The organism is Arcticibacterium sp. GJ41-1 (assembly GCF_055808875.1).
Window position 1 is genome coordinate 3,679,959 of the sequence record NZ_CM147888.1, and the last position, 13,362, is coordinate 3,693,320.

Annotated in this window: 8 protein-coding genes; all 8 read left to right on the plus strand. The window is 37.2% G+C overall.

All coding sequences use genetic code 11. The features are described from left to right. Position 1: 1 nt before the first annotated feature. The 8 genes from AC0L6O_RS15325 (at position 2) to AC0L6O_RS15360 (ending at position 13,332) form a co-directional block, all read left to right on the plus strand. Positions 2-1,396, plus strand: coding sequence for a four-carbon acid sugar kinase family protein (locus tag AC0L6O_RS15325; RefSeq protein WP_473303558.1), 1,395 nt, complete (start codon positions 2-4; stop codon positions 1,394-1,396). A gap of 2 nt (positions 1,397-1,398) precedes the next feature. Further along, complete coding sequence (locus AC0L6O_RS15330) at positions 1,399-2,649, plus strand: MFS transporter (RefSeq protein ID WP_473303559.1); 1,251 nt, start codon at positions 1,399-1,401, stop codon at positions 2,647-2,649. Between the two features lie 14 nt (positions 2,650-2,663). Then, a complete protein-coding gene (locus tag AC0L6O_RS15335; protein WP_473303560.1) occupies positions 2,664-3,704 on the plus strand; it encodes a Gfo/Idh/MocA family protein in 1,041 nt (346 codons plus the stop codon). A 77-nt stretch (positions 3,705-3,781) separates the two neighbouring features. Next, a complete protein-coding gene (locus AC0L6O_RS15340) occupies positions 3,782-4,876 on the plus strand; it encodes a hypothetical protein (protein ID WP_473303561.1) in 1,095 nt (364 codons plus the stop codon). A gap of 248 nt (positions 4,877-5,124) precedes the next feature. Next, entirely contained in the window at positions 5,125-5,709 is a 585-nt protein-coding gene (locus AC0L6O_RS15345) for a CHRD domain-containing protein (protein ID WP_473303562.1), read from the plus strand. A 96-nt stretch (positions 5,710-5,805) separates the two neighbouring features. Further along, positions 5,806-7,344, plus strand: a complete 1,539-nt coding sequence (locus AC0L6O_RS15350; protein WP_473303564.1) for an SDR family NAD(P)-dependent oxidoreductase — start codon at positions 5,806-5,808, stop codon at positions 7,342-7,344. Positions 7,345-7,495: 151 nt separating this feature from the next. Beyond that, positions 7,496-11,404 carry an ATP-binding protein gene (locus AC0L6O_RS15355; RefSeq protein WP_473303565.1) on the plus strand — a complete coding sequence of 1,303 codons (3,909 nt, stop codon included), beginning with the start codon at positions 7,496-7,498 and terminating at the stop codon, positions 11,402-11,404. A 365-nt stretch (positions 11,405-11,769) separates the two neighbouring features. Beyond that, positions 11,770-13,332: a phage tail protein gene (locus tag AC0L6O_RS15360; RefSeq protein WP_473303567.1), complete on the plus strand. Its 1,563-nt coding sequence runs from the start codon at positions 11,770-11,772 to the stop codon at positions 13,330-13,332. Positions 13,333-13,362: the final 30 nt, after the last annotated feature.

The window sequence follows — 13,362 nt, forward strand, 5'->3', positions numbered from 1 at the left end:
ATTGGAACAAAACGTACTTACATATCATCAACTAACGGAAAGTCTTAAGACTTCTCACTTTTCTTACTCCAAAGAGGAATTGAGTACAAAAGTGCATGAAGCCTTTGATGCCATTATAGTTTTAGATGATGACCCTACGGGTACTCAGACAGTTCATGAAATTCCCGTATTGACAGAATGGTCTGAAACGTTAATAGCAAACGAACTTTTAAACGGCACCAAGCTTTTCTACATTCTGACCAATTCTAGGGCCTTACCCGCTGAAAAGGCTGAAATACTTGGTTTAGAAATAGCTAGAAACATAAAGCATGTACAAGACGACCTTAACAAAAACTGTTTAGTAATTAGTAGGTCAGACAGTACTTTGAGGGGGCATTACCCTTTAGAAATAAACGTTTTAAGTCAGGTATTCCAAAAAGAAAAGGGTGTCCATTTTATAGTTCCTGCGTTTTTTGAAGGAGGACGATACACCATTGATAATGTGCATTATGTACGTGAAGGTGAGCAAATGATACCTGCAGCAAATACGCCTTTCGCTCAAGATAAAGTCTTTGGTTTCAAATCCAGCAACCTTAAAAATTGGATAAAAGAAAAGTATACTTCGGAAATAGAAGACTCGCAAATTCACACTATTTCTTTGGATGAATTACAAAACGTATCAAGTCGCCAAACCATAAAGAAAATTAATCAATTTCAGTCTGGCGATGTCTGTATTATAAATGCTGCCTCTTATGATGACCTTAATCAATCCATCTATTGCATATTCTCATCCAATGTTTATCCATTTTTTAGGTCTGCGGCCTCATTAATTGCAGCTTTAGCTGGTCAAAAACCCAAACTAATATCGAATAAAGACTTGCCTTTAGATTCTAAAAATGGTGGTTTAACTGTTTTAGGCTCTTACGTGCCAAAATCAACAAGTCAACTCACACATGTTTTAGAAAACATTGAAATAAAATCTATAGAGGTAGACATTGAAAGCCTTTTGAATAATACGGTAAATAGTTCTCAAGATTTTGCGGAGAAAATTGACAAGCTAATTTCGGCTGGTAAAGATGTCATTTTATACACCAGTCGTAAACTGATAAGCTCCACTGAAAAAGAAAACAATCTGAATATTGGCTCTGTGGTATCTACTTTTTTAACAGACATAGTAGCCGCCTTAAAAGTTACGCCAAAGTACGTGATAGGGAAAGGCGGAATTACCTCTAGCGACTTGGCAACAAAAAGTCTAGGCATAAAACGAGCTATGGTCATGGGGCAAATGATACCTGGAGTGCCCGTTTGGAAGACATTTGAAGGAAGTAAGTTTCCGTACATGCCTTTTATAGTTTATCCAGGAAACGTAGGAGATGAATCTGGACTTAGTCAAGTTATTGAAATATTAAAAACGTAAGCATGAAATTTAAAGGAAGGCATTATGTGGTGGTTGGGATGTTTATTTTATCCCTCCTTTTGTACATTGACCGTGTATGCATTTCTGTGGCAAAAGACGCCATTGGCTCTGACCTTGGCTTAAGCGATAAAACCATGGGATGGGTACTTTCTTCCTTTGCTTTAGGCTATGCACTTTTCCAAATTCCATCTGGTAGACTTGCAGACCGATATGGTCCTAGATTAGTTTTGACTAGCATAGTTTCCATTTGGTCCGTTTTTACGGCATTCACCGGAATGGCTTGGAATTCCATTTCATTATTAACCGTAAGATTTCTTTTTGGTGCAGGTGAGGCAGGAGCCTTCCCTAGCATGTCTAGAGCCGTTTTTTCTTGGATGCCTATTAAAGAAAGAGGTTTAGTTTTGGGGCTTAATTTTTCAGGCTCACGCATTGGAGCCGCATTTGCCCTGCCTTTAGTGGCTTGGCTTATTACCTCTTACGGCTGGAGAAATGCCTTTATAATTTTAGGCGTAGTAGGCATAATTTGGGCTGTATTATGGTGGATGGCGTTCCGCGATTTACCAGAAGAACATGCTAAAATAAGTGATGCCGAAAAATCAGAAATATTAGCAGGACGCCAGCAGGTAGATGAAACGGTATCATCAAAAGTGCCTTTGAGAGAATTGCTAAAGTCCAAAAACATGAAAATTGCCATTGTGCAGTATTTCAGTAGCAACTTCACCAATTTCTTTGCTTTGACATGGCTCTTCCCTTATTTAAAAGAAACCTATTCACTTAATACCATGGAAGCAGGCTGGTATGCCATAGCTCCTTTTATAGCTGGTGCTTTTGGCAACTGGATAGCGGGTGCCGCCATTGACCGTATTTATTCTAAAGGGAACTGGAACAAATCTCGTAGCCTACCAGCCATCATCGGTTTTGGAATGGCAGCTGTCGGCTTAATAGGATGTAGCTTCATGACCACTCCCCTCTCCGCCGTGATAATGTTAAGTATAGCCATTTTAGGTGTAGACATGACCATATCACCATCATGGGCACTCTGTGTAGACATAGGAAAGAAAAGCTCAGGAGCAGCTTCTGCCACCATGAATATGGCAGGAAACATTGGCTCATTTCTTACGGCTCTTGCATTCCCGTATTTGGCAGCATGGACGGGTTCCTCCGATTCCTTCTTTTACATAGCGGCCATTTTAAATGTAATAGCCATGTATTTATGGTCAAAAACCAAAGCAGACCGAGGTTTGGCTTATTAAAGTAATTAAGATTAATGACACGTTATAAAGTAGTATGTGTGGGTGCAGGGTATTTTTCAAAATACCACGTAGAAGCCTGGAAAAGAATGCCAGAGGTAGAGCTAGTGGCCATCTGTGACCTAGACATTAAAAAGGCTCAGAGCCTAGCCGACCAATTTGATGTAAAGCAGGTTTTCGCCTCTACAGCGGAGCTTTATGAGCATTTATCCTTTGATATTTTAGATATTATTACCCCTCCTGCCACGCATTTAAACCTGTGTACAGAAGCTTCGGCTAAAGCAAAACATATCATTTGTCAAAAGCCTTTATCGCCTAGTTTTGAAGAAGCTCAGGAACTTATTACGGCCATGAATGCTGCTAAGACCAGATTCATGATTCATGAAAACTTCAGGTTTCAGCCATGGTACAGAAAAATCAAAGAGCTTTTAGATGAGCAAGCTATTGGTGATGAAATATTTTCAATCAACCATAGAATGCGTATGGGAGATGGCTGGTCTGACAACGCTTATGCTGAAAGACAACCTTACTTTAGAAGCATGCCAAGACTGCTTGTTCATGAGACTGGAATTCATTTTGTTGATGTATTCCGTTTTCTATTAGGTGATGTTAAAAGCATTTATTCAAGACTTAGAAAGCTTAACAAGCATATTGCGGGTGAAGACAGCGGCTTAATTCTATTTGATTTCGAAAATGGTTGTCAAGGTGTTTTTGATGGGAATCGTTATAACGAATCAAAAAGTAAAAACCCAAGATACACTTTTGGTGAAATGCTCATTGAAGGGAATGGCGGTTCTATTAGGCTAGAACTAGATGGCTCCATTTATCTTCAAAAATTGGGTCAAGATGAAGTGAAAATTGACTACAAGCATGAGGATAAAAACTTTGCGTCAGACTGCGTATACGCTACTCAAAAACATTTCATAAATAGCTTAATATCGGGAAATCAGTTTGAAACCAATGCCAAAGACTATTTGAAAAATTTGCAGGTACAAGAAGCCATTTACCTCAGCTCAAAAACAAAACAAGAAATTGATATTTCGTCCAGTCATTTATAAAACCTCTTTTTAAAATTAATCTTTCTAAAAAGGTGCTAGTCGCCAAATAAATTCAACTCTAGTAAATTACAATTCAAATGAAAAAAACACTTTTATTACTTCTCCTCCCATTCTTTATTTTTTCCTGTGTAGACTCTCAAGAAAGCACTACCGCCAAGAAAAACACTACTGTAAGTATCTCAGGAAATCAATTTCTTATCAATGGTGAACTAACGCATAAGGGTCGCGAATGGCAAGACCAAAAAATTGAAGGATTGCTTTTTAACTCTCGTATGGTACAGGGAATCTTTAATGACACCAATCCTGAGACCAAGGATAATTTTGTTTACCCAGATACAAAAACATGGGATGCCGACAGAAACACCAATGAGTTTATAGCCGCTATGCCTTCATGGAAAGAACATGGCCTAGATGCATTTACACTAAACCTTCAAGGCGGGAGCCCACTAGGTTACGGAAACAAAGGCTGGATAAACACCACTTTTGATGCAAAAGGTGAGCTCAAAGCTGATTATATCACCAGACTAGAGCGTATTCTAAACAAAGCAGACGAACTTAACATGGTGGTTATTCTTGGTTACTTCTACTTTGGTCAAGACCAATTTTTAGACGACGAAGCGGCCGTGATAAACGCTGTAGATAATATTACCAAATGGATTTTGGAGCATGGTTATACCAATGTTATCGTTGAACTTAATAATGAAACTGATATTCATTACGACCACGAAATTTTACAAGCAGCAAGAGTGCATGAATTGATAAAACGTGTGCAAGACACAGAAATTAATGGTCAAAAACTTTTGGTAAGTACTTCTTTCTCTGGCGGAAAAGTACCTACGCAAGCGGTTGCCGACATATCTGACTTTATCTTAATTCACGGAAACGGCGTAGCAACACAAACCAAAATGCTTGGTTTTATTGAAAATGTAAAGGCTTTAGTGAAAACACCTAAGCCTATCGTAATAAACGAAGACGACCATTTTAACTTTGAGTCTGACACTTGCAATTTTGTAACAGCTACTAATAATTATGTATCATGGGGTTATTTTGATTTCAGAATGGAAAACGAAGGTTTTGAAAATGGTTTCCAAAGTGTACCAGTTGACTGGGCTATTAGCTCAGAAAGAAAGAAATCTTTCTTCAATAAAATGAAAGAAATTACACAAGAGTAAACGTACTCTTCAGTATACAACAAGGCGATTTAGGTTTTACCTAGGTCGCTTTTTTTGTTATACGACTTTTTAATATCAGCCTAGTTCAATACCACTAGAAACCACATTATTGCAAACGTTAATCTAAAAAAGGTGAATAAAAAAACATCATCATAAATAAATATTTCAAAGGATTTATTAAAAAAAGTATCCATCAATATCTCATATAGCGTATATTTCAAACCGTTATATTTAATCTTAAACCAAATATGAAATCAATACATCTACTTTTATCTCTATTACTTCTGAGTTTCCAACTTATGTCACAAACATATTCTATCACAGCCAATGTTAATGGGAACAATGAAGTGCCTGCTGCCGAAACTGAAGGTTCGGGCTCTTTGACAGGGACATACGATGCTACCACTAATCAAATCACTATTAATGCCACATACGCTAACTTAACCAGTGCCCTTTCCTCAGCTCATTTACACAAAGCTCCGACAGGCTTAAATGGTGGAGTAATAATAAATCTTAATCCTACCACGGGAAATCAATCAGGAACGATTTCTGGGACATTTACGGTCTCAGAAACTGATGAACCAGACCTTATTGCAGGAAACGTTTACATCAACTTACATACCTCCATTTATCCCGGTGGTGAAATTAGAGGTCAATTAGCATTAACGCTACCTCCTCCTGCTGCCAGTAAAGAACTAGAAGTAGCGTCTGGCGATTTTTTTGTAAAAGATAGCACAAGAGGTGTAATACTAAAATCACCAAATGGCTCTTGCTTTAGAATACAAGTGAGCGATGCAGGTATATTAACTGCCACAGCTTTAGCTTGTCCCTAAAGAAAAGGCCTTTGAATATAAATATCTGTCGTTCCGTTATATTCAAAGGTTCAAATCATATTTATCCCTAATTTTGCCTTTCAATTTATATAGATAATGGGCGATACAGAAAAGGTAAGTCAAGAGCAGATAGAGGAGTGTTTGGCGGTTTTACAAAAACTAAATACCAACACTACACAGATTATTGACATTCCTGAAGATAAACGCCTTGCTCTCATTAAGGCTGCAGGTTTATTTGCACTGCCAGATAAAGAAGAGCTTTCTCGAAGAAAAAAAGAGGCCAAAAAGCTATACAAACAGCGGGCAAAACAAAAAGACAAGGAAGCAAGAAAAACCACGGGAATTCGCTTAGCGAGGGAAGCCAGTATTTTCATTGCCCCTACCATGATAGCCCTAACGGGCAAAGAAACGCAGCAAGTAAAACTAGATACGCCTAGACAATGTTACGTTTGCAAAGAGCCTTTTGACATACTTCATCACTTTTATGACACCATGTGTCCTAACTGTGGCGATTTCAACTATGCTAAACGTTTTCAAACCGCAGACCTTACAGGGCAATTTGCTTTAGTAACAGGCTCTCGTCTAAAAATAGGCTATCACATCACGCTCATTATGCTTCGTGCAGGTGCCACCGTGATAGCCACCACCCGTTTCCCGGTAGACTCTGCCATACGTTTTGCTAAAGAACCTGATTTTGCAGAATGGGGCGACCGCCTTAAAATTCATGGCCTAGACCTTAGGCATATTCCTAGTGTGGAAATATTCTGTAATTTTATAGAACAGCGATATCCAAGATTAGATATTCTCATTAATAATGCTGCTCAAACGGTAAGAAGACCAGCAGGTTTTTACCATCACATGATGGCTAATGAACTTTTGCCAACAGATGAATTACCACTTTTAGCTCAGTCACTACTATCTGACCACAACGCTTGCCTAAGTGAGTTAAGAACATTGAGCACTAGTTTTTCCGATAAAGAACAAAAGAATTTGCCCGTAAGTTGGCATGGAAAACAACTTGGTATAGGCCTAAGTGCTTCTGCTCAGCTTTCGCAAATTCCATATAGTATTGATGATTCCTTGCCAACGGATGAGGTTTTCCCAGTGGGTCAATTAGATGCTGATTTGCAGCAGGTAGATTTAAGAAAAACCAATAGCTGGCGACTGAAACTTGGCGAGATTCATACCAATGAAATGCTAGAAGTTCAATTGGTTAATTCGGTAGCTCCTTTTGTGCTTTGCAACCGTTTGGTAAATATTATGAAAAAGGAGAATACCGGCATGAAGCACATCATCAATGTATCTGCCATGGAAGGTAAATTTCATAAATGGCATAAGGAAGACAGGCACCCACATACCAATATGGCCAAAGCGGCATTGAATATGATGACACTTACTTCCTCTTCTGATTTTGCTAAATACGGCATATATACCAATGCAGTGGACACGGGTTGGGTAACAGACGAAGACCCTGCTTTGCTAGCAAAAAGAAAACAAGAGCTGCATGATTTTCAACCTCCGTTAGACATTGTGGATGGTGCGGCTAGAGTCTTAGACCCACTTTTTGATGGAATAAATACAGGCAAACATTGGTGTGGCAAGTTCCTGAAAGATTATAAACCTACGGATTGGTGATAGACAGTATACATTACCATCTTGACTGAAATACCTTATTCAGCATATTTCAAATAGCCCAATCTCTTTAGAAAGTTATTCCGATTAAGGATTTAATTCTCTACTTTCCCTTGGTTTCTTGCTTAGAATAAGATGAGTCTATATTATGCCAATGAAGTTTTCATTTTTTGCTTGTCTTGTTTTCCTTAATTTATCTGCTCTTGGACAAGTCAGCACGGAGTTAATTGACCAAAGTCAGGTATATGCTATTCATCCTACCGAACAAGGGAAAATCTATTACATTACCCGATTAGAAAAAAGGATTTTTAAAAAGTATAAAATCACAGCTTCCTTAAACTTTTTTGATGGGTACCATTCTTACGAACTTATAAACTTACCTGGTTCATTCCCTTCCTCAGTTCGTTTTTCTATTTATCCGTACAAAAAAAACAAACTGCTAATTTTCCATCCCGCCATTTCTAAAGAAGGAATTATTAACCTCTACATCTATGATATACTAACGAATACTCTTAGTGAAGTAGGAGAAAAAACGATGGATATCAATGCCATTCATCCTTCAAGCCAAGGCCTTTTCTCAATTGGTAATTCAGAATCAGGTAAGACAAGTTTTTATGAATACCGTGATGGTCAACAGCATTTGTTGTTTGAAAAAACAGGTCAATATCAAAACATAGCACAAGCCAACGGACTTATATACACTTTCAAAAACAAAAACGGTTTAGAGGTTTTTGATCTAAAAGGAAAAAAGGTCAGAGAATTAAATAAGAGCAATATTCAGTTAGATGAACATCGCTATCAAAGGCCGGATTTCTTTTTTGAAACAAAAGAAATTGTGGAAGGAAAACTAGTCTTAAATTTTGAAAATATTATTCCATCTGTACAGGTTCTGAATACCGAAACAGGGGATTTTGAAGCATTTAATGCTTCTCTAGGCGAAAATTATGGGCAATGGTACTATGATAATCATGGAAACTCCGTTGTTCGTCAAACCGTTGGAAAAAACGCTTGTGACAATGACTTAATGTTTTATTTCAAATCTCAGGAAGGTAGATGTGTAGAACATAAACTGCCTAATACTCCGCTGTCATTAGCCTCTACGGACTTTGATAAAAATGTCTGGATAGGCCATGAAGGTGGCCTTTTCAAAGTTAGTTTTGAGAATAACTACGTTACAACTTTATTCCGAGGTGCCAGTTTAAGAGCTATTTACCCACTAAACGACGAAGAAGTTTTGGTGGGCTCTGAGCATGATGGCCTTTTTCTTATTGACCGCCAAACGGGAAAAGGGAAGGCGTTTCTGGAGGAATTCAAGGCAGATGATATCTTCACGCAGAACAGAGGTTTTTACAAAGACCAAAAAGAAAACATTTGGATTAGTAGTTTAAAAGGGTTCTCGATATTCTATGATGGATTTAAAAGTAAAGAAAGTATCCCAATAGAGAATTTACGTAATGCTTTCCGTATGGCAAATAAGTCTATTATAGCGGTTATTGATAAAAACTATTTGCTTAGTATAAACCCAATAACTAGGGTAAGAAAAGGCACCAGCGTTTATCCATCATTCGGCTATATTCAAAGCCAGATTACGCTAAAAGATGAAAATAAAGCTTTACTTTTTGGCGATGGAGGCTTTTTATTATACGATGATGTGGCGGGTTCCATAAGCATTGTAGACACTACTACTAAAGACGTAATTTCAGGATATAAGGAAAGTGAGGATATATTCTGGTTTGGGTATGAAAACGGAAAACTAAGCCGAAATAAATGGAATGGAAAAGAGCTAAAAGAACTGGAGGCCTATAACTTAAATAGTGGTGTAGCCACCATCACAGCATCTCCAGATGGTAAACTCTGGATTGCCACTTTCGAAGGTGTTGCAGTTTTTAACCCCATCACAAAAGGTTTTAGCTTTCTGGATAAATCCAGTTTAAGTCACCCAGAAAGTAACCGATTTTCATCTTTTTATGATGAGACCTACCACAAAATGTACATTGGAACGGTGGACGGATTAAGTATTATTCAAACCGATAAATTTGAAAGCCAGAATTCAGCCTTTCAATTGTTTTTCAGCAATATTTCACAAAGTCAAAAAGACCAAGAGGAATATGCAGAATCAAGTGGGTACTTTGATGATAATATTAACCTAGAAATACCAGCACAACGAAGGTATTTGAGACTTCGGTATTCGGCCAGCTCAGCTGTTAATAATAAAAATCTAAATTATTTTTATCGAATAAATAATGGTTCATGGATAGACAATGGAAAACAAAACGAGCTTTTATTCCCTTTTCTTGAATCTGGAAAGCATGAAATAGAGATATATGCCGAAAACTCCGAAAACACTAAAAGTTCTAATATCCTTAAAGCTAGCATTAACGTAGATTCCTTTTATTATCAAAAATGGTGGTTTATTTTGATACTAGCTTTGATTGCTATCAGCGTTATATACTATTGGTATAAAAGAATAAAAACAGAAAACAAAAGGCTAGAAGTTACGGTAGCTGAACGTACAGATGAACTAAAAAAAGACAAAGAGACCATTGAAAACCAAGCCCTCAAACTTAGTGAATTAGATGAGTTAAAAAATCAGTTTTTTGCCAATATTTCTCATGAGCTTCGCACTCCATTAACCCTTATTATATCTCCGCTGGAAAGGCTATTAAAATCAAAAATCCCAGAAAAGGACATCCCTCGGCATTTGACCCTCATGCATGAGAATGGTCTAATCCTAAAAGACAGGATTGCGGAAATGCTGGAACTTAGCCGATTAACAGCCAACAAAGTTAAACTCAGTCGTCAAACTGTCTTTTTACCAGAATTACTAAAAAAGAATAGCCGAATATTCATTCCGCTAGCAGAAAAAAAGAACATTGATTATCAAATAGAAATAGATGTACCGGAGGTTTACTTAAAAATAGACGAACGGCGACTTGGCAAAATCATCCAGAACCTGCTATCCAATGCACTTAAATTTGCACCAGAATATGGATTCGTGAGATTTAAAGCAACTTTAAAAGATACGGAACTACGTTTTTCGGTTAAGGATAACGGTATAGGGATAAGTGACGAAAATCAACAGAAAATATTTGACCGTTTTTATCAAGTAAAACAAGACAACACCATGGCTAATCCTGGAACAGGAATAGGCCTAACCATGGTAAAAGAGTATTTAGATTTGATGAATGGGCAACTACACATAGAAAGTGAGGAAGGAAAAGGAAGTTTTTTTGAAGTTCTATTAAATGTTGAATTTACTGATTTTGAAAAGTTTGAAACCTTAGAGGAGAAACATTCTCAAAACTCTCTTGAAGAAACTCCACAACATGTAAAGAACCAGTCAAAACCGAATTTACTATTGGTGGAAGACAATCCTCAACTTAGAGCTTATGTAAAAAGCATTCTAGAAAAAGAGTATCAAATCATCGAGGCTGAAAACGGAGCAAAAGCTATTAAAATTCTGGAAAAGAATGTCCAGGTAGATTGTATTTTGTCAGATATCATGATGCCAGAGTTAGACGGTGTGGGACTGTTAAACCACGTTAGGCAAGACCCTAAGCTGCGTATCATTCCGTTCGTTTTCCTTACTGCCAAGCATAATGAGCAAAGCAAGCTAGAAGCCTTCCGTATAGGTGTAGACGATTACTTGACTAAACCCTTTGACGAAGACGAGCTCGTTTTTAGATTACGAGCTGTTTATAAAAACTATTTAAACCGCTTAGCTGCTCACAAAGAAGATGAAAGCCAAGAGCCTGACTCTAACTTTGATTTTGCCCAAAACTTGGAATTCTTGGTTAAAACTTATTTAGGTAACGTAGAGTTTTCAACCACATTTTTGGCAGAAAAAATGAATTTAAGTCGAAGACATTTTATACGATTAGTAAAAAAAGAGATTGGTCTAAATCCACAAGAATACATTTCAGAGATACGCCTAAACGTGGCTAGACAACTGCTAGAAACCGAGAGTTTGCAATTGGAAGATGTAGTTCAAAAAGTGGGATTCCGTGAAGTAAGATACTTCAAGAAACTTTATTTTAACCGATTTGGCACAAAGCTAAATTAAATCCCACCTCCCTTCAAACACCAATTACTAAACTTACTATAAGCAAGTTAACATTCGTTGTCACAAATTTCCGGAGAAATGTCACATTTGTCCCACAGTATTTCTATGGCCTCCTTCATAGCCCTACTACCTTTAATCTATATCAAAAACGATATTTAGAAAACGAGACAACTTAACCAATAAAGTCAAACCATTTTCTTTCATAATTCAGCAAAACGGGTTGCATCGAGACTGATATAGGAATTATATAGCCATGAATAAAACATTTACTTCTTAAACTATAGGGAAACCTATAGTCAAGTCTAGCTGATTGTTTTAGTCATATTAAAAAAAGACTTTTTTTCAATAATTAAACTAAAAGAATCATGACAAGACATCTTGGAGAAATTAAAATAGTAGCTTTTAACTTTATCCCTACTAACTATGTGTTGTGTGATGGAAGAAGATTAAAGAAAACAAGTAATCATCAACTACACCTTATTGTAGGTGATAAATACACTTATGACAATAACGATGATACTACCTTTGCCATACCTGATTTAAGAAATCGTTTTGTACTTCAACCTGAAACAAGTAACGGATTGGGAGTAAAAAAGGGGGCTGATGAAATTGTTTTGTCTATGGAACAAATGCCCGAACACAACCATAATGTGTCATTAGAGGTAGACAATATAAGTGGAAGCAGTGAGCCCGTTATTTCGCCCAAAGGTGCTTTTCTGAATAATCAAGCTGGTGTTTTTAGCACAGAACCTTCTACTGATACCTTTTTGGCTGGTATCTCTCAAAACAATGTAGGAAACTCTCAGCCCATACAAATAAAAAATGCACATGTGAAAATGGTATATGTCATGTGCATTCAAAATGATCCTTATGAAGGTACTATTGGCGAAATTAAAATCTGGCCTAATGACAAAACAGATGGCAGCCTTGGTGCAATACCTAATGGCTGGAGACTCTGTAATGGAGATTTATTGGCAAGTTCCCAAAATTCAGCTTTGTATAGTATAATTGGCTACCATTATGGAGGAAGTATAGCTAGAAACGAATTCAAACTACCAGATTTCAGAAACCGCTTTGCTACTGGAGTCACGGAGCCAGAAAAAGTAGGTGCAACTGGCGGTAAAACCAACATTAGATTAGATAAAAACAATTTACCTCCACATAATCATTCGGTAAAATTAGGCGTAAATAATAATGCTGACAGCACGCCTCACTCACAAATGCCAAACAATGCTTTCATTAATAGTAATGCTGGAACATTTAGTGAGGAAATATCTTCCTTAGCCACTCTGGGAGGAATCTCCCAAGAAGACAAAGGCAGTTATGAAGATATTGATGTTACAAATTTTTCTTTAGGGCTAAATTATATTATTTGTACGGAAGGTATTTTCCCATCTGCAGGAAGAAACGGAGGTGGAGAGGATGTATTAGGTGAAATTATATTATTCGCGGGGTTCCGAACTTCATTTTCAAACTACACTTTATGTAGCGGGCAGAAAATAAATATTTCGTCAAATCAGGCTTTGTTTAGTTTATTAGGCACCTCTTATGGCGGAAACGGAAGTTCAGATTTTGATTTACCAGATTTAAGAAACAAAATACCACTTTGTGCTACTAAGCTTAATGAAGTAGGTAAATCTAGCGGAGCTAATACTATAAAACTAACTTCTGAAAACTTGCCTGCACATAATCATAATGTGCAATTAGCAGCTAACCATGGGGCAGATGGTAGAAGAGTAAATATTTCAGATAGTATTCTTAATAAGGATGCAGGTATGTTTAGTACCAAAGAAACTGACGATACCTATTTAGCCGGTATAAAAGAACATGAATTTGTGGGTGAAGAAATTGATATACGAAACCCCTTTCTAGGTATCAATTATCTCATTTGTATCAATGGTACTTTCCCAATAAGACCTACCCACTAAAAGGCAGCATACTTCAATAATTCTGGAACA